Annotated in this window: 20 protein-coding genes and 4 tRNA genes; 13 read left to right on the top strand and 11 right to left on the bottom strand. The window is 69.9% G+C overall.

Translation table 11 applies throughout. The annotated features are described in order from the left end of the window. Positions 1-105 precede the first annotated feature (105 nt). Positions 106-738, top strand: coding sequence for an ATP-binding protein (locus tag F5972_RS04255; RefSeq protein ID WP_150931350.1), 633 nt, complete (start codon positions 106-108; stop codon positions 736-738). Positions 739-785: 47 nt separating this feature from the next. Here the strand turns inward: F5972_RS04255 and F5972_RS04250 are convergent. From F5972_RS04250 to F5972_RS04240, 3 genes are all read right to left on the bottom strand, one after another. Next, positions 786-860: transfer RNA gene (locus tag F5972_RS04250), tRNA-Val, on the bottom strand. Between the two features lie 14 nt (positions 861-874). Further along, positions 875-945, bottom strand: a tRNA-Cys gene (locus F5972_RS04245). 13 nt (positions 946-958) lie between these two features. Further along, a tRNA-Gly gene (locus F5972_RS04240) sits at positions 959-1030 on the bottom strand. Positions 1031-1261: 231 nt separating this feature from the next. Between F5972_RS04240 and hutH the strand changes: the two genes are divergently transcribed. Further along, complete coding sequence (gene hutH, locus F5972_RS04235; RefSeq protein WP_150931348.1) at positions 1262-2809, top strand: histidine ammonia-lyase; 1548 nt, start codon at positions 1262-1264, stop codon at positions 2807-2809. Between the two features lie 22 nt (positions 2810-2831). Here hutH and F5972_RS04230 read toward each other — a convergent pair whose 3' ends face one another. Further along, complete coding sequence (locus tag F5972_RS04230; protein WP_150931346.1) at positions 2832-3671, bottom strand: NAD(P)-dependent oxidoreductase; 840 nt, start codon at positions 3669-3671, stop codon at positions 2832-2834. 85 nt (positions 3672-3756) lie between these two features. On the opposite strand from F5972_RS04230, the gene F5972_RS04225 reads away from it, so the two are divergent. Genes F5972_RS04225 through F5972_RS04215 form a run of 3 tightly spaced genes read left to right on the top strand, consistent with a single transcriptional unit; the run spans position 3757 to position 6576 of the window. Then, complete coding sequence (locus F5972_RS04225; protein ID WP_150931344.1) at positions 3757-4665, top strand: LysR family transcriptional regulator; 909 nt, start codon at positions 3757-3759, stop codon at positions 4663-4665. 50 nt (positions 4666-4715) lie between these two features. Next, positions 4716-5726: a chorismate-binding protein gene (locus tag F5972_RS04220; RefSeq protein WP_150931342.1), complete on the top strand. Its 1011-nt coding sequence runs from the start codon at positions 4716-4718 to the stop codon at positions 5724-5726. 19 nt (positions 5727-5745) lie between these two features. Further along, on the top strand, positions 5746-6576 hold the full coding sequence (locus F5972_RS04215) for an aminotransferase class IV (protein WP_150931340.1): 831 nt from the start codon (positions 5746-5748) through the stop codon (positions 6574-6576). 11 nt (positions 6577-6587) lie between these two features. Here F5972_RS04215 and F5972_RS04210 read toward each other — a convergent pair whose 3' ends face one another. Together F5972_RS04210 and F5972_RS04205 are read right to left on the bottom strand one after the other, a co-directional pair. Beyond that, complete coding sequence (locus F5972_RS04210) at positions 6588-7979, bottom strand: LVIVD repeat-containing protein (protein WP_150932503.1); 1392 nt, start codon at positions 7977-7979, stop codon at positions 6588-6590. Between the two features lie 140 nt (positions 7980-8119). Continuing rightward, positions 8120-8536 (bottom strand): SsgA family sporulation/cell division regulator, encoded by a 417-nt coding sequence (locus F5972_RS04205; RefSeq protein WP_036329836.1) that lies wholly within the window; start codon positions 8534-8536, stop codon positions 8120-8122. Positions 8537-9015: 479 nt separating this feature from the next. Here F5972_RS04205 and F5972_RS04200 point away from each other — a divergent pair. Continuing rightward, positions 9016-9090 (top strand) — tRNA-Val (locus F5972_RS04200). A 111-nt stretch (positions 9091-9201) separates the two neighbouring features. On the opposite strand, the gene F5972_RS04195 is transcribed toward F5972_RS04200, so the two are convergent. Next, a complete protein-coding gene (locus F5972_RS04195; RefSeq protein WP_150931338.1) occupies positions 9202-9813 on the bottom strand; it encodes a hypothetical protein in 612 nt (203 codons plus the stop codon). A gap of 168 nt (positions 9814-9981) precedes the next feature. Here F5972_RS04195 and F5972_RS04190 point away from each other — a divergent pair, with 168 nt between their 5' ends. The 5 genes from F5972_RS04190 (at position 9982) to F5972_RS04170 (ending at position 14419) form a co-directional block, all read left to right on the top strand. Beyond that, positions 9982-10203: a type II toxin-antitoxin system HicB family antitoxin gene (locus tag F5972_RS04190; protein WP_147944106.1), complete on the top strand. Its 222-nt coding sequence runs from the start codon at positions 9982-9984 to the stop codon at positions 10201-10203. Further along, positions 10200-10433 carry a type II toxin-antitoxin system HicA family toxin gene (locus F5972_RS04185; RefSeq protein ID WP_150931336.1) on the top strand — a complete coding sequence of 78 codons (234 nt, stop codon included), beginning with the start codon at positions 10200-10202 and terminating at the stop codon, positions 10431-10433. The genes F5972_RS04190 and F5972_RS04185 overlap by 4 nt, the downstream gene beginning before the upstream one ends. A gap of 843 nt (positions 10434-11276) precedes the next feature. Continuing rightward, positions 11277-12032: an FkbM family methyltransferase gene (locus F5972_RS04180; RefSeq protein ID WP_191909942.1), complete on the top strand. Its 756-nt coding sequence runs from the start codon at positions 11277-11279 to the stop codon at positions 12030-12032. Between the two features lie 316 nt (positions 12033-12348). Continuing rightward, complete coding sequence (locus tag F5972_RS04175; RefSeq protein ID WP_191909941.1) at positions 12349-12987, top strand: LysE family translocator; 639 nt, start codon at positions 12349-12351, stop codon at positions 12985-12987. Between the two features lie 331 nt (positions 12988-13318). Continuing rightward, complete coding sequence (locus F5972_RS04170; protein WP_225311156.1) at positions 13319-14419, top strand: hypothetical protein; 1101 nt, start codon at positions 13319-13321, stop codon at positions 14417-14419. Positions 14420-14462: 43 nt separating this feature from the next. Here the strand turns inward: F5972_RS04170 and F5972_RS04165 are convergent, their stop codons facing one another. From F5972_RS04165 to F5972_RS04150, 4 genes are all read right to left on the bottom strand, one after another. After that, entirely contained in the window at positions 14463-14876 is a 414-nt protein-coding gene (locus F5972_RS04165; protein ID WP_150931330.1) for a hypothetical protein, read from the bottom strand. A gap of 171 nt (positions 14877-15047) precedes the next feature. Next, entirely contained in the window at positions 15048-16424 is a 1377-nt protein-coding gene (locus F5972_RS04160; protein ID WP_225311155.1) for a lectin, read from the bottom strand. A gap of 343 nt (positions 16425-16767) precedes the next feature. Beyond that, the gene (locus F5972_RS04155) at positions 16768-18327 is read right to left on the bottom strand and encodes an arabinofuranosidase catalytic domain-containing protein (RefSeq protein WP_150931328.1); all 1560 of its coding nucleotides are present in this window, start codon (positions 18325-18327) and stop codon (positions 16768-16770) included. Positions 18328-18613: 286 nt separating this feature from the next. Then, positions 18614-19351, bottom strand: a complete 738-nt coding sequence (locus F5972_RS04150; RefSeq protein ID WP_204287161.1) for a FadR/GntR family transcriptional regulator — start codon at positions 19349-19351, stop codon at positions 18614-18616. A gap of 386 nt (positions 19352-19737) precedes the next feature. Between F5972_RS04150 and F5972_RS04145 the strand changes: the two genes are divergently transcribed. After that, on the top strand, positions 19738-22170 hold the full coding sequence (locus F5972_RS04145; protein ID WP_225311154.1) for an RICIN domain-containing protein: 2433 nt from the start codon (positions 19738-19740) through the stop codon (positions 22168-22170). Between the two features lie 191 nt (positions 22171-22361). Then, positions 22362-23777, top strand: coding sequence for an RICIN domain-containing protein (locus tag F5972_RS04140; protein WP_150931322.1), 1416 nt, complete (start codon positions 22362-22364; stop codon positions 23775-23777). Positions 23778-23994: the final 217 nt, after the last annotated feature.

Raw genomic sequence — 23994 nt, 5'->3', positions numbered from 1 at the left:
ATCGCCCGAGCTGATCGGTCAAGCTGATCGGCCGCGCCGATCGGCCCGTGAACTGGCAAGGGTATCGGGGCCGCGACTCGCTCTCCGGCTGTCTGACCGTTCACCATGACAGGCACGTCAGTACGCCTTGGCCCGCCGGCTCCTCACCCCCTGCCAGCTGAGCGGTCACTTCTCCATCGACCCGCTCCGGAACCAGGTCCCATCATGCAATCACCGTTCAGCCCGGCTTCTGGCCGCGTTTCCGAGGAGCTGCCGCTCGCCGCGTGTCCCGCCGTGATTTCCCGGGCTCGCCAATTCGTCCGGTCGATCCTGACCAGGTGGCAGCTTTCGGACATGGCGGACGACGCGGAGTTGCTCACCTCCGAAGTCGTCACCAATGCGGTGCAAGCGATACAGGCCGCCACGGCATCCGGCCACCGCTCGCATTCTGTCGTCATGCGTGCCCGGCTGGCCCGGGAGCACCTGTACGTGGAGGTGTGGGACGGCGTCGGCACGCGCCGGCCCACCCCCGCCGGCGCACTGCCCGGCGAGGAGGACGACATCGCGGAGTGCGGCCGCGGGCTGGTGCTGGTCGAGCTGCTCAGCCATGCGTGGGGCGTCGTCCCCGGACGGCGCGACGGCAAGGTCGTCTGGTTCTCCATCGCCCTGCCGCCCGCCCGCCGGCCCGTCCCCGAACATCCGCTCCCCACGACCACCCCCGCGGTCGCCGCGGCGGGGCGGCGGGATCGCCAGGTGTGAGGTCCGGATACGCCGATGGCCTCCTCTGGTGAGGAGGCCATCGATGATGGTGGGCGATACTGGGATTGAACCAGTGACCTCTTCCGTGTCAGGGAAGCGCTCTCCCGCTGAGCTAATCGCCCTTGGACGAACCAAGAGGTGGAGACGGGATTTGAACCCGTGTACGCGGCTTTGCAGGCCGCTGCCTCGCCTCTCGGCCACTCCACCGTGTAGATCTCCGAGCGGAAGACGGGATTCGAACCCGCGACCCTCACCTTGGCAAGGTGATGCTCTACCACTGAGCCACTTCCGCGTCCCGGCTCTCGGCCGGACTCACGCGAAGCACTTTATCCAATCTCCGGCGACTCCCCAAATCAGCGGCGTTCGCCCTGCTCACGCCGGGAGTCCGGGCGACCGTCCGGCATCGCGGGAGCGGAGCTCCGGCGGACGGAGCCGGGGCGCGAGGGACTGGAGGGGGCCCATGGATGTAAGGACCTAATCTAGAATACGGTGGTTACCAAAGGGATGGTGAAGGAGGGGGACGATGCACGACGACGAGGTCGTGGCCGTCGGTCCCGGGCCGCTCGCCTTCGCCGACGTGGTCCGCGTCGCGAGGGACGGAGCGCCGGTGCGGCTGACGGACGACGCGATCGCCGAGATGGCCGCGTCGCGGGGGAGGATCGAGGAACTGGCCGAGGCCGACACCCCGGCCTACGGCGTCTCCACCGGCTTCGGCGCGCTCGCCACCCGGCACATCGACCCCTCGCTGCGCGCCCGGCTCCAGCGCAGCCTCGTCCGCTCGCACGCGGCCGGCTCCGGGCCCGAGGTGGAGCCAGAGGTCGTCCGGGCCATGATGCTGCTGCGGCTGCGCACGCTCGCCACCGGGCACACCGGCGTACGCCCGGTCACGGCCCGGGTGCTGGAGTCGCTGCTGAACGCGCGGCTCACCCCGGTCGTGCACGAGTACGGCAGCCTCGGCTGCTCGGGGGATCTCGCCCCGCTCTCCCACGTCGCCCTGACGATCATGGGCGAAGGGGTCGTGCGGGACGCCGCGGGACGTTCGCGGCCCGCCGCCGAGGCGCTCAAGGAACACGGCGTCGAGCCCGTCGAGCTGGCCGCCAAGGAGGGGCTGGCGCTGATCAACGGCACCGACGGCATGCTCGGCATGCTCGTGCTGGCGCTGCACGACCTGTCCGCGCTCCTCACCACCGCCGACATCGGCGCGGCCATGAGCGTGGAGGCGCTGCTCGGCACCGACCACGTGTTCGCGGCCGAGCTTCAGGCGCTGCGGCCCCACCCCGGCCAGGCCCTGGCCGCGGCCAACATGCGGGCGCTGCTCGCCGGGTCGGGCGTGATGGCCTCGCACCGCGACGGCTCGTGCACCCGCGTCCAGGACGCCTACTCCCTGCGCTGCGCGCCGCAGGTCGCCGGGGCGGCCCGCGACACCCTCGCCCACGCCTCGGCCGTCGCCGCCCGGGAGATGGCGAGCGCGATCGACAATCCGGTGGTGCTCGCCGACGGCCGGGTGGAGTCCAACGGCAACTTCCACGGCGCTCCCGTGGCGTACGTGCTCGACTTCCTGGCCATCGCGGCGGCCGACCTCGCCTCGATCTCCGAGCGGCGCACCGACCGCATGCTCGACGTGGCCCGCAGCCACGGCCTTCCGGCGTTCCTCGCCGACGATCCGGGCGTCGACTCCGGCCACATGATCGCGCAGTACACCCAGGCGGCGATCGTGTCCGAGCTGAAGCGGCTGGCGGTCCCGGCGAGTGTGGACTCGATCCCGAGCTCCGCGATGCAGGAGGACCACGTCTCGATGGGCTGGTCGGCCGGGCGCAAGCTGCGCCGCGCCGTCGACGGGCTCACCCGCGTGCTCGCGATCGAGGTGCTCACCGCCGCGCGGGCGCTCGACCTGCGCCGGCCGTGCGAACCGGCGCCGGGGACGGGCGCGGTCGTCGCGGCGCTGCGCGAGGCGGTGGCCGGGCCCGGGCAGGACCGCTTCCTGGCGCCGGAGATCGAGGCGGTCGTCCGGCTCGTCGCGAGCGGCGCCGTGGTCGGCGCGGCCGAGTCCGCCGTCGGCCCCCTGGCCTGACCGGGCCCTTACAAGGGAGCCGTCACGCCTGTTCGGGCGAGGAGCCCGCGCCCGAGACGAAGGGGAAGACGGCCGTGAGGTCGTCGCCCCCGAGGCCGGACGCGACCGCCTCCGCCAGCCGGTCGCGGGCCGCGGCGGCCACCGACTGGACCACTCCCGGCCCCTCGGTCGCGAGCCGCAGGTCCTTGGCGGCCAGGCCCAGGGCGTACCGCGTCTCGAACGGGCCCGACTCGGCCACGGGCCGCAGCCGCTCCGCCAGCCCGGCCAGCGGGGTCGCCCCGAGGACGTCCAGCAGGGCGGTGCGGCCGACGCCCAGCGCGTCCGCGTACGCCAGGGTCTCGGCCAGGTTCACCTGGGCGGTCACCACCATGCTCATCACCGCGAGCTTGGTCGAGGCCCCCGCTCCCGGCCCGCCCGCCTCGTGCACCCTCCCGAACACGGGCAGCACGTCCGCCACGCGGTCGAGGTCCTCCCGCCGCCCGCCGGCGAGCACGACCAGGGTCCCTTCGGCGGCGGGGCCCACGCTGCCGAGCACGGGCGCGTCGACCAGCCCCACGCCGCCGGGGAGCAGCCCGCGCAGCCGCCGCACCGCGTCCGGGCCGATCGTGGACATCTCCACCAGGACCGACCCGGCCCGCAGCCCCGGCAGCGCCGCCCCCACCACCTCGAAGACCGCCTCGGGGTCGCTCAGTATGGTGATCACGATGTCCGCCCCGGCGACGGCCTCGGCCGGGGAGGGGGCCGCCTCCGCGCCCGGCACGTCCCGTGGCGTACGGTTCCACACGGCCACCTTGTGACCGGCGGTGACGAGGCGTCCGGCCATCGGAACACCCATGCGCCCCAGGCCAAGAAAAGCAATCATGTCCTGGGACGTTATGGGAGAAACAAGCCATTCCACCAGCGACTAGAGTGCATGGCACTCATTCCCCCGGCTCATGGATCGGAGCATGTTCGACACCGACGCGCTTGTGCTGCTCGACGTCGTGGCCCGCACCGGGTCGTTCACCGCGGCCGCCCTGCAGCTCAACTACACCCAGTCAGCCGTGTCCCGGCGCATCGCGACCCTGGAGGCGCAGGCGGGCGGCCCGCTGTTCGCGCGGCTGCCCCGGGGGGTACGGCTGACGCCCGCGGGCCGGACACTGCACCGCTACGCCCGTGAGGTGCTCGAACGGCTCGGCCGGGCGGGGGAGGAGCTCGCCGCGATCCACCAGGGCACGGGCGGGCGGCTGCGCGTCGGCGCCTTCGCCACCGCCAACGCCGTGCTGGTGCCCGCCGCCCTGCGGGAACTGCGCGCGGCCCGGCCGGAGGTCACCGTCAGCATGGTGGAGGGCCTCAGCACCCACCTCATGGACGGCCTGGGCCGCGCCGAGATCGACATCGCGGTGGTCAGCGACTACCCCTCCGGGCTGGGAGCCGGGCCGGAGGTCGAGGTCACCCGCCTGATGGAGGACGAACTGCTCGTCGCCCTCCCCGGCGACCACCCGCTGGCCGGCCGGGCGACGGTCGACCTGCGCGACCTGCGTGACGAGAGCTGGATCGAGGGCGCCCCTCCCGGCACGGTGACCATGCTCGGCGCCGCCTGCGCCCGGGCGGGCTTCGCGCCGAGGATCGACCTGCGGATCGCGGAGTGGACCGGCAAGCTCGGCTACGTGGCGGCCGGGCTCGGGGTGACGCTCGTCCCGGCCATGGCCGCGCCCGCCGTACGGCCCGACGTGGCGCTGCGCTCGCTCGGCGGGTTCGCCCCGCGGCGGACGGTCTACGCTGCCCTGCCGCGTACCGCGCCCCTGCCCGCCGCGTCCGCGCTGCTCGGCCTGCTGGGCGCGGGCGCCGGCCTTCCGGCGGCGGGACGCGCCTGACGGACCCGCGGAGGGGCGGGGCAGGGGCGGGGGATTGCGACAATGGAGACGTGCACGACCCTTTCGCCCACATCGGGGGACGCCTCGCCACCGGTCTACGGGAGGTGACCACCGACCTGGCCGCCCTCGACGGCTCCGGCTGGTGGGCGGTGGTGGTGTCGTACGAGGGGAAGGTCGTCTGCGCGCGGTTCGACTCCGTGCGGCCCGCCCCGCTCCCGGCGCCGAGCCGGCCCTGGCGCGGTCCCGCCCGCGACGCCTGGACCACCTCGCTCGACCGGGAGGGCTACGAGCGGGGCGTGCGGCGGATCAGGGACCACATCGAGCGCGGGGAGGTCTACCAGGCCAACCTGTGCCGCGTCCTGTCCGCGCCGCTGCCCGTCCCGGGCGCCGACCCCCTGGCCCTCGCCGTACGGCTGGCCGAGGGCAACCCCGCGCCGTACGCGGCGGTGGTCGACGTGCCGGGTCTCACGGTGGTGTCGGCCTCGCCCGAGCTGTACCTCTCCCGGCGCGGCCCGGTGATCGAGTCGCGGCCGATCAAGGGGACCGGGGTGACGGCGGACGACCTGCTCGACAAGGACTACGCCGAGAACCTCATGATCGTCGACCTGGTCCGCAACGACCTCGGCCGGGTGGCCGAAGTAGGCTCGGTGACCGTGCCCTCGCTGTACGCGGTCGAGGAGCACCCCGGGCTCGTCCACCTGGTCTCCACGGTGCGGGCGCGGCTGACCGGCGGCGCCGGCTGGCCGGAGCTGTTCGCCGCGACCTTCCCGCCCGGCTCGGTGACCGGCGCGCCGAAGTCCTCCGCGCTGCGGATCATCGGTGAGCTCGAACCAGAGCCCCGGGGGCCGTACTGTGGGGCCGTGGGCTGGGTCGACGCCGACCGGCGCGAGGGGGTGCTGGCGGTCGGCATCCGCACCTTCTGGGCGGAGCACGAGACGATCCGGTTCGGCACGGGGGCGGGTATCACCTGGGGCTCCGACCCACGGCGGGAATGGCAGGAGACGGAGCTGAAGGCCGCGCGGCTCATCGGGCTCGCCTCGGGTGACGGCGGCAGCGGATAGGAACGAACGGAGCGGGGAGATGGCTGTACCGATCTGGGTGAACGGGGACCTGTACGAACCCGACAAGGCCGTGGTCTCGGTCTTCGACCACGGGCTGATGGTCGGCGACGGCGTGTTCGAGACGATCAAGGCGGTGAACGGCGAGTCCTTCGCGCTCACCCGGCACCTCGACCGGCTCGCGCTGTCGGCCAAGCGGATGGACCTGCCCGAGCCCGACCTGACCGCGATCGCCGACGGGGCGCGCCGCGTCCTCGCGGCCGCGCCCAAGTGGGCGCTGGCCCGGATCAGGATCACCTATACCAGCGGGCCGGGACCGCTCGGCTCCGACCGCGGGACCGCCGGGACCAACGCGATCGTCATCGTGGGCGAGCAGGCGCCCTTCCCCGCCACGGCCGACGTCACCGTCGTGCCGTGGCCCCGCAACGAGCGCGGCGCGCTGGCCGGGGTCAAGAGCACGTCGTACGGCGACAACGCCAAGGCCCTGGCGTACGCCAAGGAGCGCGGCGGCGCCGAGGCGATCTTCGAGAACCTCGCCGGGAACCTGTGCGAGGGCACCGGGAGCAACATCTTCGCCGTCGTCGGCGGCCGCCTGGTCACCCCGACGCTCGCCTCCGGCTGCCTGGCCGGGGTCACCCGCGCGCTCACGCTCGAATGGTGCGGCGGCGAGGAGGCCGACCTGCCGATCTCGGCGCTGTACGAGGCGGAGGAGGCGTTCCTCACCTCCACGACCCGCGACATCCAGCCGATCAGGGCGGTGGACGGCAGGGCGCTGCCGCAGGCGCCCGGGCCGGTCACGCTGGAGGCCATGAAGGTCTTCGCCGAGCGCGCGGCGGGCGACCTCGACCCGTGACCGCGTGATGGTCAGTAGGACCGCTGGCTCTGCGCGTTGAGCTCGGTGAGCCGCACCTTCCTGGCGGGATCGGTCAGCGGGTCGTCGAGGCGCAGGACGTCGAGCCCCTTGGTGATGTCGCTGGAGTAGACGTAGCCGTTGTAGTAGTAGGCCGACCACGACCCGCCGAGCTGGAGTTCCGGCGCGAGCGGGCCGCGCTCGAAGTAGGCGATCTCCCGGGGACGGGCGGCGTCGGTGAAGTCCCAGACCGACACGCCGCCCATGTACCACGCCTGGACCATCACGTCCCGGCCCGGGACGGGCACCAGCGCGCCGTTGTGGGCCACGCAGTTCTCCTTGGCGCCCTGCATCCGGGGGATCTTGAAGTAGCCCCGGCGGACGAGTCTGCGGTCCGGCGTCAGCGTGTAGACGGCGTCCGCGCCCCGGGTCGGGCTCACGGAGGACAGGCAGGTGGGGGCCGCGCCGCCGCCCATCTCGTCGCTGAAGACGACCTTGGTCCCGGCGTTGTCGAAGGTGGCCGAGTGCCAGATGGAGAAGTTCGCCTCGTCCCGTACGGTCTGGAGCACCTTGGGGCGTACGGGGTCGGAGATGTCGAGCAGCACGCCGTCGCCGAAGCACGCCCCGGCGGCGAGGCCCTTCTCCGGGTAGGCCGTGATGTCGTGGCAGCCGCCGGCGAGGTCGTCGTCCGCGCCGTCGTCCGCGCTGCCGGGCTCGCCGCCGGGCTCGCGGGCGGCGAACAGTTCGGGCGTGGCCACCACCCGCGCCTTGCCGGGGTCGTCGACGGGCACCTTCACGATCGAGATGTTCTGGTGCGGCGGCGGGCAGTTGACCGAGCCCGGCTCCGGGCCGGGGGAGGAGACGTAGAGGTACAGCGTGCGGGCGTCGCGCCCCGGCACGATCGTGTGCGTGTGCGACCCGCACTCGGTGCGCACGGCCTTCAGGTATCGCGGGTGGGCCTTGTCGGAGATGTCGAAGACGCGGATGCCCTCCCACTCGTCCGCGGCGAGCCGGTCGCCGGCCTCGCTCTCGCAGGTGTCGTCCGTACGGGCCTGGTCGACGGACAGGAAGAGCAGGTCGCCGGAGACGGAGATGTCGTTCTGCCCGCCGGGGCACACGACCCGGGCGACCACCCTGGGATGCGCCGGATCGCCGATGTCGTGCACCGTGAAGCCCCGGTAGTTGCCCACGAAGGCGTACCGGCCCTGGAAGGCCATGTCGGTGCCCCAGTCCTCCGGCCCGTCGAACGGTGCCGTCAGGGGGACGTTCGCGATCACCGTGATGTTGGGGCTGTGGCGGATCTCGTCCTGCCCGGGGAGCGTGGAGGGAGCCGCCTGCCCGGGCCCGCCTCCGCCTGTGCAGGCAGCCGTCAGGAGCAGGAGGACGGACGCCGCCAGCGCGGCCATCGGCCGTGACGCCCGTACGGCGTCCCTGAGCCCGCGGTAGATCTCCACGTATGGACGCTATGTCGTACGCGCGGCTCGTGCGGACCGGTTCGGTAACGGGTTGGGGTGGGTCAGGGGGCCTCGCGTGCCCCGGGGGTGGTTCAGGAGCTCCAGAGCATGTTGGTGAGCTCCTCGTCCAGGTCCATGAAGTCGGTCTCACGGCCGGCGGGAACGAGCTCGTAGGTGCGGTGCAGGAACTCGGTGAGGGGGGCCAGCGGCACCTCGAAGAGTGCCTGCCCGAAGGGCGAGGTGAGGCTGATGTTGAGCGTGCGCTCGCCGTCCGACCGGGCCGGCCACACCTGGACGTCCCCGTCTCCGACGCGCCGCACGATGCCCACGGTCAGCAACTCGCGGGCGAAGATCCACTCGACCGGCTCGTCATTCCCCACATGGAAGGCCATCCGGATGGCGTACGGATCTTCAGCCGTATAGCTCAGGCCGGCGAGCAGGGGGACGGTCGTACGGTCGGGGACCACAAGCCGAAGGCCTAGCTCGGCAGAGACGGTGGTGCTGTTCATCGTCAGCCAAACCTTTTCGTCGTCGGGTCCCCTGTCAAGGGGCTATCACTGCGTCTCACTGTTGATGCGGGGCCTCACCGCGCGCTCACGCTACGAGGACGAACGAAGAGACCCGTAGGAAAGATTCCGCCTCCAGGCACTTCTGTAACGCACATCACAGCTTGACATTCGGTCATCTACCAGCTCAAACATCACCAACAGGCTCGTCCTTACCTCTGGTTTGCGTGTCGGCGGGGCCCCGCGGGCGATGCCGTTGCGGGAGATTGATCTCAGGTCGTGCGTATGGGTCGAGCATGGAGCATCACGATGCTATGACACCACACCCCCACGCTGGGGATGGTCTGGGGAACCTTTCGAAGGTGTTGACGAAGGCGGGACGATCCGGCCCGCCCGGGCGCGGCCGTCCCCGTCCTTTCGCCATCACCCCCTCGGGTGCGGTATGGTTTTCCCCGTCGGCGCCGCGAGGCGCGGACGATCCCGGGCGATTAGCTCAGCGGGAGAGCGCTTCGTTCACACCGAAGAGGTCACTGGTTCGATCCCAGTATCGCCCACCACGTTAGTGCAGATCAGAAGGCCGGGCCGCTGTCCAGCGGTTCGGCCTTTCGCATTCCATGGGTGACGATCGTTCTCAGTGCTGGGCGTCCGCCTGGATCGGTTGCGCTCCATCAGTCCATCCAGTGGAACCAGACGTCGAAGATCGAGTAGAGCGGCCCGTCGCCGAGTTCCGTATCGATCTTCAGGTGTGGCAGGGCCGGTCGGCTGAGGAGGCGAGGGCCGACGAGCATGATGCGGTGTCGATGCAGGACCTGGGAGATCTGTTCGCAGCCTTTCTCCCATCCGAGGATCGGTGTTTCGGCGACGGTATCCAGCGATGGCATGGAGTGGTGCCCGTGACCGGCGGGGTGATGGGAGCGCTCGGCGGGAGACAGGATGCATGCGATCGGGGCGAGGCGGCACAACGCCACTGACAATCCTTCAACCGTCGTATAGCCGTCTGGATCGACGCGGCGGGCTGATCCGTCTCGCCGGGTCAGGAGGACGTCGACGAATGACGCGTAGCCGGAGCCGTAGTGTCCGAACTCCGCGTGCTCGACGACCAGTTCGGGGATTCGGTTGAGATCGGCGACCACCCGGCGCAGGTGGCCCTCCACGGCCTCGGCCCCACTCGCCCAGGCGCTCTCACGGCCTGCCAACTCGTCCCGGGAGGCGCTGATCTGCGAATCGCGATCGAGGAGGAGGGCCTCGACGTCCGCAGGTACGTGATCGTCCTTGCGCATGCCGACAGTCTGCCGGGAACGACGTGAGTTGCTCGATGTGGCGGAACATTCCGCTTCTCGCGTTTGTGGCGCGGTTTCTTCTGTGCCGGCGGGGAATCTGGGAGATCACGAGGGGTGGCTTGGCCCTACTGGCGGGTCCGGCGAAGCACGCTGGCGTACGCTGACGGCATGAGCCAGACCATCTCCTTGACCGCGACCGTCACCCCCGACGAAGAGGGTTGGTACGTCGCGCGCTGCGTCCAGGTTGAGGTGGCCAGTCAGGGCCGGACGGTTGACGAGGCCCTGGCCAGCCTCCGCGACGCCCTGGAGCTCTACTTCGAGGACGAGCCCCTTCCCCAGACCCCGCAGCAGCCGATCGTGGCGCCGATCGAGATTCGTCGCTCGGCATGAGCCCGCGCCAGTTTCCGGTCTGCTCCGGCACTGATGTCGTGCGCGCGCTGGAGAAGTGCGGCTTTGAGGTGGTGGCCACCAGGGGCAGCCATTGCAAGCTGCGCCAGCTCGCAGAAAACGGGACTCGCACAGTGATCGTGCCATTGCACGACACTCTGGCCGTCGGCACGCTTGCCTCAATCGTGCGGCAGGCCGGCCTCACTTCCGAGCGCCTACGCGATCTGCTCTGATCACGCGGCCGCCGCCGCGTTCCGTCGGCAGTCCCTGTCACCTGTGCGCGACGGACCATTGGGTGACGAAGTGAGTGACAACAACCACGGACGCCCGTAGAACCGTACGGACGTCCGCGGACGGTCAGCCCAGGTCAACGCCGCTTCAGTGGCACGTCGGCGGTGTGGCCGATCTGCTTCACACCGAAGAGGTCACTGGTTCGATCCCAGTATCGCCCACCACGTTCGTGCAGATCAGAAGGCCGGGCCGCTGTCCAGCGGGTCGGCCTTTCGCTTTGCCTGGATGACTACCGTTCCGGTCGCCCGGCACTTCATGGGATCGATCGCGCCAGGGCCGGACGGTTGACGAGGCCCTGGCCAGCCTCCGCGACGCCCTGGAGCTCTACTTCGAGGACGAGCCCCTTCCCCAGACCCCGCAGCAGCCGATCGAGATCCGCCGCTCGGCATGAGCCCGCGCCGGTTTCCGGTCTGCTCCGGCACCGACGTCGTGCGCGCGCTGGAGAAGTGCGGCTCTGAGGTCGTGACCACCAGGGGCAGCCATTGCAAGCTGCGCCAGTTCGCCGAAGACGAGATTCGCACGCGATCGTCAAGTTGAGATCAGAGGGTGTCGATTGATGCGCCCTTGACATCAAACTCAACTAAGTTGATCATCTTTGTGTTAAGCCTTCGCACCGATCCGGGCCGTCGGCTCGGTGGAGTATCGAGCCCGCCAATGCCGCGGAAATAGACCTTCCTTAAACGCCTCGAACGATCAGCCGCCTCTGCGGCGTGCACCCCCTCCAGCCGGCTCTCCTGAGAGCTCCGGCCGGTGGAATCACCTACCCATCACTCCGGGAGGAACCAGTGAACATCGTGAGGGACGACGACCTGGTCGTGCTGGGCGACGAAGAGCTGCAGCTGTACGCCCCGGTCGAGCACGAGGCGAATTTCCAGTACCAGGAAATATTCGAGCACGAATGCTACGACCAGTTTTCCCTCTCAGAGAGACCCACGATCGTCGACGTCGGCGCGAACATCGGCCTGTTCACGGTCTTCGCCAAGCGGCAGTGGCCGGGCGCCTCGATCCTTGCCTTCGAGCCGGTGCCGCGGACCGCCGACTACCTGTGCCGCAACATCGAGCTGCACGGGCTGACCGGGGTCCGCGTCGTCCGGGAGGCCATCGGTGAGCGTGTCGAGGACACATCCTTCGTGCACTACCCGAACATGCCAGGCAACTCCACGCGCTATCCCGAGGACAAGGAGTTGCAGGTCAACGTGGTCCGGCAGCGGCATCCCGACTGGGATGTGACCGCGCAGTACGAGCCCGAGTACCTCACCGTGCCGGTCCGCCGCCTGGAGAGCTACCTGTCCGGCCTGGCGAACATCGACCTGATGAAGATCGACGTGGAGGGCGCCGAGCTGGAGGTGCTGCGCGGCATCGCCGACAACCAGTGGGACCGCATCGACAACATGGTGATGGAGGTCCAGGACCTGCATGGCCGGATGGCCGAAATCAGCGAGCTGCTGAAGGCGCGCGGCTTCCGCTGCGAGATCCAGCCGTCCCCCTTGGTCTACCCGGAGATCTTGACCTACCTGCTGCTGGCGCAGCGCGGCGCCTGACCCCGGTGAGATCACAGGGGTTCACGCCCGGCCATTACCGGCAGCGCTGACCGTCGCTCACGCCCTATTACTGGTCCTATCAGGTGACGTAGGCCGTGCGCATGAAGATAGGTCTCTATGGCGGCGGAGCAGGTGTCGCGGCGGTGCCTTCGCCAGAATCACTACGCTCGCGGCCGAAGGTATCGGCCCGCGCGAATTCGCTGATTATGCGTACGGCCCGTCCTCGGCGCGTTGACAGCTATGAGGAACTGCAGGTAGTTCTTTGTGGTTCGGGCCTGGGAAAACACACGAAATCGGGGGGACGCGTGGTGCAGCCATGATCGGGGCGGATCGTCTCGCCGCATTCCTGGCCGTGGTCGTGGTGCTGATCGCGGTGCCGGGGCCCAGCGTCGTGTTCATGGTGAGCCGGGGGGTCGCGCTCGGGCGGCGGGCGGCCCTGCCCACCGCGCTGGGCAACGAGGCCGGGCTCATGGTGCAGCTCGTCCTGGTCGCCCTCGGCCTGGGCAGCATCGTGGAGCGCTCGCAGGTCGTCCTCTCACTCGTGAAGTTCGCCGGCGCCCTCTACCTCGTCTATCTGGGCGTACAGACGTGGCGGCACCGCAGGGAACTGGCCGGGGAGTTGAACGCCGGGCGGCACACGCCGGCCGGCGCCGGCCGCATCTTCCGCGACGGCTTCCTGGTCGGCGTCAGCAACCCGAAGGGGCTGCTCATCTTCACGGCGGTCCTGCCGCAGTTCGTCGACGCCGCCTCGGGCAACATCCCGCTCCAGTTGCTGGTGCTCGGAATGATCTGCGTCGGCGTCGCCCTGATCTCCGACGTCTCCTGGGGGCTGTTCGCGGGGAGCGCGCGGACCTGGCTGGGAAAGTCGGCGCGGCGCCTGGAGATCATGGGTGGGGCCTCGGGCGCCATCATGATCGGTTTGGGTGCCGAGCTGGCGCTCAGCAGCGAGAGCTGACCGGTGGAAGAACGACACGACACCCGGGGAAGGTCATCGGCCCCCGGCGTCGCGACACTGAGTTATCCCCACCTTGTACGCCGGAGCGACGGCGCTCGCCCTGCTGCGTAGTCCAGCTTTTCGGGCCCTCCTCGGCCGCAGCTGGTGAAATATTCATCCGCCGTGAATCGACCGTGAGCGAGGCGGAGGCGGAGTCACCAGTGGCTACCGCAGCGAATCACGGAGCGTGAGGGAATAGGGGCGATCACTCCATGGCCCGGGGTGTGTCCACATGTATCGCGCCGTTGCCTTGTGGCCGGTGCGGTAGGACGTTGTGCGCATGCTGAGCGCTGTGTCGAAGCGGTGGGGCGTGGCCGGTGTCGTGGCCGCGCTCGTGATCGTAGCGGGTGCGGGGTGGCCGGGCGGCTCCGCCACGGCCAGGGCCACGCCCGGGCTCGCCGCCAGCCCGACACCGTATCCCACGGCCAGTCCGACGCCGTACCCCACCGGAGGCCCGGAGTTCGTCTACGTGGCGAACGCCCACGGCCCGGTGACGGCCTATCCCACCGGTAGCACGGGCGCCGTGTCTCCGGTACGGCAACTGGCCGACCCGGGCGACCCCAACACCTACTGGGGGCCGTGGGGGATCGCCTTCGACATCAGCGGGAACGCGTACGCGCAGAGCTTCCTGTCGGACGCGACCACCTTCGTCTACTCACCGGGCGCCACGACGCCGGGCCGGATGTTCCGCGTCGCGGGGCCGGACTCCCGGGCGGTGGCCGTGGACACCGCGGGGTACGCGTACGTGACGACGGGCCAGGCAGAGACGGCCATCTCGGTGGCCGCGCCGGGCGCGAGGGGCACGGCGGCGAACCTCTACACGGTGCCGGAGGTACGCCGCATTCCGCTGGACGAGGGGTTCCACCCGTGGCCGGGCGTCCTGACCACGGACACGTCCGGACATGTGATCGCCGCAGTGGTGCGCTCGAACGGCAACGCGGTGGAGTTCTTCACCGGCGGCCCGTCCGGCAGCGCCACACCGGTACGGGTCATCGCCGGGCCGCACACCGGCCTGGGCAGCTGCTCCAGCACCTGCGACCAGCTCGCGGTCGCCTACTCCGCCTTCACCGGCCGGCTCTATGTCGCCGTCAGCCAGGGCCAGCAGACCCGCATCAACGTGTACGCCGGCAACGCGAGCGGGGACGCCGCCCCGGTACGCGTGATCTCCGGCCCGGCGACCGGCCTGGCCGGAAAGGTTGTCACCGGCATCGCCGGCAGCCAGGTCGACGGCACCATCTACGTGCTCACCAAGGCGGCCGCGTTCAACAGCCCGGGCAGCATCCTGGCCTTCGACCGGCTGGCCGGCGGCAACACGCCGCCGCGGCGTACCTTCACCGACAGCGGCACCGGACTGCTCGACGGACTCGGCATCGCGGTGTCGTTCGTTCACTGACCCCGACAGGATCCGGCCCGGCGACCTGCTCCTGCCGCCGGGATCAGCAGGTGATGGTGTAGACCGGGGTCGTATAGCTGGCGTAGTCCCCGTAGCCGGAGGTGCTGTACGCCTGGAACTGGGCGGACGCCTGGTAGGAGCCGGCCTGACAGGCGACCCCGGCGTCGCAGGAGACCGACCTGTCGGTGGTCCCGCAGACGTTGCTCGCCACGGTGCTGCCGGAGCGGCGGAGCTGGACATCGGCCTGGAGGTAGTCGACCGATGAGGAGCAGGTGATGGAGGCGTTCACCGCGACGGCGGCGCCACCGGTCTGGGTGAAGTAGAGGCTCGGCGAGCAGCTGCCGCCGAGCAGGTTGACGGATGCCGCGGATGACGTGGCGGCCCCGGCAGGCGCGCCGGGCACCGCGGCGAGCAGCGTCGCGATGCCGGCGGCGAACAACATGCCCATTGGCTTCATCGAGATCTCCTGACGCAGAGGGGAAGGGCGGACGGCTCCGCCCACATAGACCCGGCAATCGCAGAGCCCGTCGGCTGGCGATCCGAGGTGTGGGAGAAGGCCGGTCCGATGTGAGGCGGACCGGCCTTCTTCAGGTGGGTGACGTCATCGGCACCCGGGCGGGCGGTGGACTCAGACGCGGGTCCACTTCTGGTTGTTGGCGCCGGTGCAGGACCAGATCTGGACCTTCGTGCCGTTGGCGGTGCCGCTGCCGGACACGTCGAGGCACTTGTTCGCGCCGACGGCGGTGATGCTGCCGTCGGAGTTGAAGCGCCACTTCTGGTTGTTCTGGCCGTTGCAGTCCCAGATGATGACCGCGGTGCCGTCGGCCGTGCCGGCGCCGTTCACGTCGAGGCACTTGTTGCCGTAGACGCGAAGCTCAGACGCGCTGGTGGAGGTCCACTTCTGGTTGTTCTGGTTGTTGCAGTCCCAGATCAGCACCGTCGCGCCGTTCGACTGCGAAGCGCCGTTCACGTCGAGGCAGCGGTTCGACGCCACGCCCCTGAGGGAGTTCGTGCCGCCGGGGGGCGGAGTGTTCGTCGGCGTCGAGGTGGGGGTGGAGGTGGGCGTCGCCGAGGGCGACGACGTGCCGCCGCTGAACTGAGTGAAGAAGTTCCACGTCACGGCCCGGGTCCAGGAGTTCTCGCCCGGCTCGTAGTCGCCAGACTTTCCGTCCACCGGGTTGGGCGTGTGGCCCGCGTCGAACGCGGCCCACGCGACCGGGTAGCCGGCCCGGCATCCCGAGTAGTAGGTGACGATGTGCGTCAGGCTGCCCTGCGCCGGCTCCGGCGGGTTCTGGGCCGTGCAGCCGTTGTTCCTGACGAACCTGTCCCGCAGCGACCTGCCCTGGGAGATGTTGAGCACCGGGTCGCGGAGGCCGTGGAAACCGAGGTACGCGACGGGCTCGGTGCCGCCGCTGCACCCGCTGAGCTGCCCGCCGGAGTAGACCGCCACCGCGCGGAACACGGTGGGCCGGGAGCAGGCGAGCGAGTAGCTCATGCCGCCGCCGTAGCTGAAGCCCATGGCGAAGCGCTGGGTGGTGTCGATGCAGAGGTCTGCCTCGAGCTTCCGGATCATGTCGTCGACGAAGGTCACGTCCTCGCCGCCCGAGTTGGCCCAGCCGTTGTTGAAGCCCTGGGGCGCGACGAAGATCGCGGTGTTGTTCGACAGCGCCCTGGTCCCGTAGTAGGACCAGACGTACCCGCTGGTGCCGCCCGAGTCGACGTCGTTGGCGGTGCCGCCGTTCCAGTGGAACCCGAAGACCAGCCGGTACGGGTTGGTGTTGTTGTAGTTGTCGGGGATCCGCAGGATGAAGCTGCGGTTCTTCCCGCTGGTCGTGATCGACTGCGTGCCGCTTCTCAGCGTCGGAGTCTTGCCACATCCGGCCGTCGTGGCGGCGGCGACGGCGCTGCTGCTGGACGAGGAGGTGCCGCCGAGCGCCACACCCGCCGTTCCCAGGGTGAGAAGCGCCGCCGCGGTGACCGCGGTGAAGATGGATTTGTACCTCAAGTCACGCAACTTTCTGTGCGGTGTCGAGTGTGGATGAGGTGTCCCGGAGCCTCAGGCACATTACGGTCTCAGTCGACAGATCAGTCAAGAGCATAAGAATGCTCTTCGTGGCGCTGACAACACCGGATCTTCCGGCCTGAGAGGCCGTAAGTCTTGGCTTGTCGGCTGATTGAGCTGGGAGTCCGCCTCAGTTGTGTGATTCCGCCGTGATCACGATGAGTGCTACTCATCTGTCAAGAAGGGTGGTCGTCCGAGTGAAACTAAGTCGTACTCTTTCAGGCCGCTCTGAGGACGGACCGCCGTGGCCCGGGACCGGGCCACGGCGGGACGGGGGGACCGGGGGTCAGCGGTAGCCGGCGGCCACGATCTCGGCCTGTACGGCGTTCTCGGTGGCGTCGGAGGGGTAACCGGCGACCATGGCTCCTTCGTAGAAGGTGCCCGCGCTGAGGTTGGCGCCGCCGTCGGGCTTGCAGCAGTCGCCGCCGCTGCCGAGGATGATCGCGCCCTGCTTCTTCATCGGGCTGTAGCCGCCGGGGAGCGAGCCGTCGTACAGCGTGTAGAGGCTGCCGGACTGGGCGTTGCTGCCCTTCATCGCGAACCGGGACGTGCCGTTGTTCTTCAGCGTGGCGGTGACGAACTTGCTGGTGAAGGCCCGCTGGTTGGGGTTCCACGACTGGCTGCCGCCGGGGAACAGGCCCCATTCGAGGTCGGCCTGGACCCATGGGCCGCTACCGGAGCAGCCGCCGAACCAGCACTGCTTGCTGAAGTTGATGGCGTCCATGGCGCCGGCGGCGTCGGCCTTGCGGGTGGTCTCGCTGTTGCCGTAGTCGAAGCAGCAGCCGCTGTTGACGTGGGTGCCGCTGGTCACCATGTACATGCCCTCGGGTGCGCTGCCCGTGGGGACGCCGGTCAGGTGGCCGTCCCTCCAGTAGCTGTTGCCGGGGTTGATGTAGAGCGAGTACGCCTTGTTGCCTCCGACGGTGAGCGACTCGGTGGTCGCGACCGCGGGCTTGCTCTGGGGGGAGCCGGGGACCACGCTGGAGCCCTGGTACCACAGGTCGTTGCCCCGCCCGGACTGGTCGTACACGACGGTGACGACGCAGGTGGTGCCGGAGCAGAACGAGTCCTGCGCGGCGGCGTTGGCGACGCCGCCCGCGGTCAGGACGGCGATGTTCCGGGTCGTGTTGTCCGAGGAACGCCGCACCTGGTACAGGTTGCCGTTGTACGAGCCGTACAGCGCCCGCGTCGTGCTGTGCGCGGCCACACAGGGCGTGCCGCCCGAGGCGTAGATGTCACACGGCCGCGCGCCGGGCGGCGGCGGTGTGGGCGACGTGGTGGGGGTCGCGCTCGGCGACGCGCTGGGCGACGTGGTCGGCTGCGTTCCGGTGCTCCACTTCTGGTTGTTGGCGCCGGTGCAGGACCAGATCTGGACCTTGGTGCCGTTGGCGGTGCCGTTGCCGGACACGTCGAGGCACTTGTTCGCGCCGACGGCGGTGATGCTGCCGTCGGAGTTCAGGCGCCACTTCTGGTTGTTCTGCCCGTTGCAGTCCCAGATGATCACGCTGGTGCCGTCGGCGGTGCCGGCTCCGTAGACGTCGAGGCACTTGTTGCCGTAGACGCGAAGCTCAGACGCGCTGGTGGTCGTCCACTGCTGGTTGTTCTGGCCGTTGCAGTCCCAGATCAGCACCGTGGCGCCGTTCGACTGGGAGGCGCCGTTGACGTCGAGGCACCGGCCCGACCCCACGCCCACGAGCGGCGTGGTCGCCGCCGAGGCGGGCGCCGACCAGCTCAGGGCGGTGGCCAGGAGGGTCGTCAGCACCGCCACGGCAGACGCGACGACGGCCGCCCGGGAGCGCCGTCCACGCGGCGCGCGGTCCGGTAAGGGAACGGATGAGGGTTCCATCGTGGGGACTCCTTGGGGGGATGGGACCGATGCGGCCCCGCGCTCGGAGAACCGCGGGGCCGCATCGGAGACCGCGTGAGCAGTGAGCAGGAAAGCAGTGAGCAGGCAGGCAGCAGGGTGCGATCCGCTCGCAAGCCGTCGGCGTCACGACGGATGCGAATCGGCGGATGCGAATCGATTCGCCATCGCACCGGGTCCGCTGGAAGGTGGTGCGGTGTACAGCGAAGCACACACGACACACAGACCGCCTGTCAAGGCCGGTCCGGGCGGCTCGTCGGCTGCCGGGTCAGTCGGAGGAGAAGAGGCGCTGCTGGATTTCCCTGCGGTAGTCGTCCAGGGTGTTGTCGATGTGCGTGGCGGCGGCGTGGGCCGCCGCTTCCGCGTCACCTGCGCGAATCGCCTGGTAGATGGCGTCGTGTTCCTCGACGGCCTTGGCGGCGTGCCCGCCGACCGTGCCGCGCAGCCCGATGAGGCTCGACTGGGCCTGGAGCCGCCGGGCCTCGCGTACGGCGATCTGGAGGAACATGTTGTGCGAGGCGGTCGCGATGGCGGTGTGGAAGGTGTCGTCGCCCTCGTCGAACAGGTCCTGGCGCCCGGTCTCGAAGCCGTGGCGGCACACGGCGGCGGCCTCCTCGACGGCTCTGAGCTCGGCGGGGGTGGCGCGGCGGGCGGCCAGCCGGCTGGTCTCCATCTCCTGGGCCCGACGGAACTCGAACAGCATGTAGACGTGGTCGAGGTCGGTGGGCAGGAAGAACGACGCCAGTCGCCCGGCGCCGAGCATCCCCTCGTCGTCGGCGACGTACAGGCCCCGGCCCTTCTGGGCGCGCACCCGGCCGAGCGCGGACAGGATCTTCACCGCCTCGCGCACGACGGTGCGGCTGGTGCCCAGCTGCCCGGCCAGGTCGTTCTCCGTCGGCATACGGTCGCCCGGACGCAGGCCCAGCCGGGCGATCAACTCCAGCACCTGCTCCGCGGCCACCTCGTAGCCCGGCCGGTATCCGCCCTCACGCGGGGTCTCGGTCACCGCGCCTCCTCCTCGCCATCCCCTGCAGAAGTATGACCGATCGGGGCGGCCCTTCCGGCCCCTTCCGGCGCGGGCCCGATCAGTACGACACATGTGAACGGTTCATTTTTGTCGGTCGCGTACGGAGCGTAGGCGGAGGCAGCGTCACCGCAGGTGAGCGAGGAAAGATGGTTCACCGTGCCCCGGGCCTGGATGTGCGCTGTGTGAAATGAGTGGGCTTAAGGTCTTGACGGTTCCTCGGTGCTCCGATCGTAATGGGTCCGGATCCGCACAGCCGGCCGTCGTCGTACACCTCCGCGTCCGACGACGGTCTCCTCCTCAGGAGGGCGTCACCTGCCGGAGGAGGGCGTGACCTGACCGCACCCCTACCCCCCAGAGGAACCACCGTGCAACGATCTTCGCCCGTCACGGCGCTGAGGCCGGTCCTGACCGGCATCGTCGCCGCGGCGCTGGCTGCGGCGTTCGCCCTCGTCGCCCCGGCCACCTCGGCCTTCGCGGCCACCACGACCCTGTACGCGTCCCCCTCGGGCACCGGCACCGCGTGCACCTCCGCCCAGCCGTGCTCGCTGCCCTCGGCGCAGACGGCGGTGCGGTCGCTGAACGGCTCGATGTCCGGCGACATCGTCGTCGAGCTGGCCGACGGGGTGTATCGGCTCTCCTCTCCGCTCCGGCTGACCGCCGCCGACTCCGGGAACAACGGCTACACGGTCAGGTGGCAGGCGGCGGCGGGCGCCCATCCCGCCGTCAGCGGGGCCCGGGCGGTCACCGGCTGGACGCAGGCCGACGCCGGGAAGAACATCTGGCGCGCCAACGTCGGCACCGGGATCGACACCCGGCAGCTGTACGTCAACGGCGCCCTCGCCACGCGCGCCCGCACCCAGGTGAACCGGAACGACTTCACCGCGACCACCACCGGGATGCGGTTCAGCAGCAGCGCGCTGAGCTACCTGAACAATCTCGCCAACCAGAACCGGGTCGAGATGGAGAGCGTCGGCTCGTTCACCGACCGGTACGTGACGGTGCAGAGCATCAGCGGCAACTTCATCACGATGCAGCAGCCCGGCTGGAACAACAACACCTTCGGGTACGACACCTTCAGCCAGCCGCACCGGGCGGGCGCGCTCTACCTGGAGAACGCGTACGAGTTCCTGGACTCACCGGGTGAGTGGTACATCAACCCCGGGACCGGCGTCCTGTACTACATCCCGGCGTCCGGGCAGAACATCAACAACGTCAGCGTCGAGCTGCCCGTGCTGCAGTCGCTGGTCGACGTCGGGGGCACCTACGACTCGCCCGCGCACCACATCACCTTCAGCGGCATCACGTTCACCGGCACGACGTGGCTCGGGCCCAGCAGCAACCAGGGCTTCGCGGACCAGCAGACCGGCTCCTACATCGCGGGCAACTACAACTGGCCCGCCGACCGGCTGACCTCCTGCCAGGAGGGCTGCCAGGCGTTCGAGTCCGCGCGGCCGAACTGGTACCAGATGCCCGCCGCGGTCCAGGTCTCCGCCGCGAACAACATCACCTTCACCGACTCGCAGTTCGTCAACCTGGGCCAGACGGCCATCGGCATCGGCAACGACGCCAACGCGCACGCCAGCGGTGTGGGCCTGGGCGCGAGTGACATCACGGTCACCCGATCCGAGATCGCCCGCAACTCGGCCGGCGGCGTCGTGGCCGGCGGGGTGCGCGCCGACGCGCACCACCCGAGCGACCAGCGGATGGTCAACCGGAACATCACGGTCAGCAACAACCGGATCCACGACCTCGGCCTGGACTACCGCGGCATCGTCTCGGTCCTGACCACCTACGTCACCACCTCGAACGTGTCGCACAACGAGGTCTACAACCTGCCGTACACCGGCATGTCGATCGGTTACGGCTGGGGCGCCAACGAGCCCGGCGGCAACACCAGCTACACCAACCGCGGGCTGTACAACTACCAGCCGCGGTACACCACCGCCACCACCGCGTCCGGCAACAAGCTCGTCGGCAACTACGTGCACGACGTCATGCAGCAGATGACGGACGGCGGGTGCATCTACACGCTGTCCTGGAACCCCAACGCGGTGATCAGCGACAACTACTGCCTGCGGACCAACGGCTGGTTCGGCATCTACTTCGACGAGGGCTCGAAGTACTACACGGTCAGGAACAACGTCCTGTCGAACACCGGCACCTGGGCCACGGCCAACTACTGGGGCGGTGAGAACATGGGCAACTTCACCGTCACCGGCAACTGGTCGACCAACAACAGCACCAACATCACGAACGGCGACCGCGGCAACGTCGTCAACAACAACGTCGTGGTCTCCAACAACAACTGGCCGTCCGGTGCGCAGGCCGTGATGGCGGCCGCAGGGCCCCAGAGCGGCGGCACGTCGTCGCCGTCGGCCTCGCCGTCCGCGTCGCCCACTCCGCCCGCCGGGAGCACGAGCGCACTCCGGGGTGTGGCGTCGAACCGCTGCCTGGACGTCAACGGCGCCTCGCAGACCAACGGCGCGACGGTGCTGATCTGGGACTGCAACGGCGGCAACAACCAGAAGTGGACCTCCACCAGCGCGTCGGAGTTGCGCGTCTACGGCAACAAGTGCCTGGACGTGAACGGCGCGGGCACGGCGGACGGCACCGCGGTGCTGATCTGGGACTGCAACGGCCAGAACAACCAGAAGTGGCGCCTCAACTCCGACGGCAGCATCACCGCCGTCGGCGCGAACAAGTGCCTTGACGTGTCCGGGAACGGCACCGCCAACGGCACCAAGGTCCAGATCTGGTCGTGCACCGGCGCCAACAACCAGAAGTGGACCCGGGTCTGACCCCCCGCGACACTGCCTGACGCCTTCCGGCGCACCCGACCGCCGTGCTCCGCCGGGGTGATCGACCCCTCACCCCGGCGGAGCACGGTACGGCGGGTGCCCTCGATCGGGCGGCGCGGCCCCCTCCCGTTCCCGGCCGCCCTCCGCCTCACTCCTCGAACGCGACTCCCCCCCAGCCCGCAGGAGCAGCAGTGTCCTCACAGCGAACCCCGGAGACGGTTCCCCGCCGAACCCTCCACAGGCACGACCTCAACCCGCGGCGCTTCGGAGCCGCCGTCCTCGCCGGGGTCGTGGCCGTCCTCCTGGTGGTGGCCGGCGCGGCGGGCTGGCCGTCCGGCGCGTCCGCAGCCGACAACCCCTACCAGCGCGGGCCCGCGCCCACCGCGGCGAGCATCGCCGCGGACCGCGGTCCCTTCGCCACCGCACAGGTGACCGTCCCCCGGGGCAACGGATTCGGCGGCGGGGTCATCTACTACCCGACCGACACCAGCCAGGGCACCTTCGGCGCCATCGCGATCGCTCCCGGCTTCAACACCGCCTGGAGTTACTACGCCTGGCAGGGCCCGAGGCTCGCCTCGTTCGGGTTCGTCGTGATCGGGATCGAGACCAACACCCTGAACGACTACGCCGACGCCCGGGCCGCCCAGTTGCTCGCCGCGCTCGACTACCTCGTCAACAGCAGTTCCGTACGGGACCGGGTCGACCGCAACCGTCTGGCGGTGGGCGGGCACTCGATGGGCGGTGGCGGGGCCATCCTCGCGGCCGGCCAGCGGCCCTCGCTGCTGACCGCGGTCGGGCAGGCGCCGTACGTGCCCGACGGCAGCCTGACGGGCATCAAGAGCCCCACGATCATCTTCGCCGGCCAGGCCGACGGAACGGTGACCCCGCAGTACGCCCAGAACGCGTACAACACGATTCCCTCCGGGGTCGAGCGCGCGTACGTCGAGATCGCGAACGAGGGGCACGGCTTCCCCGCCGGGGGCGGCGGCGGCAACTCGGGCGCCTTCGCGCGCACCATGATGGTCTGGCTGAAGCTGTTCGTCGACAAGGACACGCGTTACGCGCCGTTCCTGTGCCCGTCGCTGACCAACGCGAACGGCATCTCGAAGTACATGGCCAGTTGCCCGCTCGACCCGCCCGGCGGCGGCCCGACCTCGACCCCGACCACCTCACCCACCTCCACACCCAGCTCGACTCCCACAGGCACTCCGCCCGCTGGGGGCACGAGCGCGCTCAGGGGTGTGGCGTCGGGCCGGTGCCTGGACGTCAACGGTGCTTCGCAGTCGAACGGCGCGACGGTGCTGATCTGGGACTGCAACGGCCAGAACAACCAGAAGTGGACCTCCACCAGCGCGTCCGAGCTTCGCGTCTACGGCAACAAGTGCCTCGACGTGAACGGCGGCGGCACGGCGGACGGCACCGCGGTGATCATCTGGGACTGCAACGGCCAGAACAACCAGAAGTGGCGCTTCAACTCCGACGGCAGCATCACCGCCGTCGGCGCGAACAAGTGCCTGGACGTGTCCGGCAGCGGCACCGCCAACGGCACAAAGGTCCAGATCTGGTCCTGCACCGGTCAGAGCAACCAGAAGTGGACCCGCGTCTGACCACGAACCGAACCGGAGGCGGCACCCCTCCAGGAACCTCGTCCACCGGCAACGGCGCGGCGGCGCGCGCCTTGCCCGACTGCATGTCCCATGTCAGGAAGGAATCCTTGTTATGTCCCGACGTCCGTGGCCGGTGATGCTGGCCACGCTGGCGCTGCTGGCTCCTGTGCCGATGGCGCTGAATGTGCCGGCGGCGAACGCGTTGACGATCCCGGCC

Origin of the sequence: Microbispora cellulosiformans, assembly GCF_008728085.1 — a bacterium.
Taxonomy (GTDB): Bacteria; Actinomycetota; Actinomycetes; order Streptosporangiales; family Streptosporangiaceae; genus Microbispora; species Microbispora amethystogenes.
The sequence above is the reverse complement of the archived record's forward strand: the minus strand, read 5'-3'. Positions and strand labels throughout refer to the sequence as shown.

Coding starts and splice junctions, on each gene's coding strand:
- hutH (WP_150931348.1), top strand. CDS start 1,262: ATGCACGACGACGAGGTCGTGGCCGTCGGTCCCGGGCCGCTCGCCTTC.
- F5972_RS04195 (WP_150931338.1), bottom strand. CDS start 9,813: ATGCGCAAGGACGATCACGTACCTGCGGACGTCGAGGCCCTCCTCCTC.
- F5972_RS04155 (WP_150931328.1), bottom strand. CDS start 18,327: ATGGAACCCTCATCCGTTCCCTTACCGGACCGCGCGCCGCGTGGACGG.
- F5972_RS04175 (WP_191909941.1), top strand. CDS start 12,349: ATGATCGGGGCGGATCGTCTCGCCGCATTCCTGGCCGTGGTCGTGGTG.
- F5972_RS04210 (WP_150932503.1), bottom strand. CDS start 7,979: ATGGCCGCGCTGGCGGCGTCCGTCCTCCTGCTCCTGACGGCTGCCTGC.
- F5972_RS04215 (WP_150931340.1), top strand. CDS start 5,746: ATGGCTGTACCGATCTGGGTGAACGGGGACCTGTACGAACCCGACAAG.
- F5972_RS04255 (WP_150931350.1), top strand. CDS start 106: ATGACAGGCACGTCAGTACGCCTTGGCCCGCCGGCTCCTCACCCCCTG.
- F5972_RS04225 (WP_150931344.1), top strand. CDS start 3,757: ATGTTCGACACCGACGCGCTTGTGCTGCTCGACGTCGTGGCCCGCACC.
- F5972_RS04230 (WP_150931346.1), bottom strand. CDS start 3,671: ATGATTGCTTTTCTTGGCCTGGGGCGCATGGGTGTTCCGATGGCCGGA.
- F5972_RS04185 (WP_150931336.1), top strand. CDS start 10,200: ATGAGCCCGCGCCAGTTTCCGGTCTGCTCCGGCACTGATGTCGTGCGC.
- F5972_RS04205 (WP_036329836.1), bottom strand. CDS start 8,536: ATGAACAGCACCACCGTCTCTGCCGAGCTAGGCCTTCGGCTTGTGGTC.
- F5972_RS04190 (WP_147944106.1), top strand. CDS start 9,982: ATGAGCCAGACCATCTCCTTGACCGCGACCGTCACCCCCGACGAAGAG.
- F5972_RS04165 (WP_150931330.1), bottom strand. CDS start 14,876: ATGAAGCCAATGGGCATGTTGTTCGCCGCCGGCATCGCGACGCTGCTC.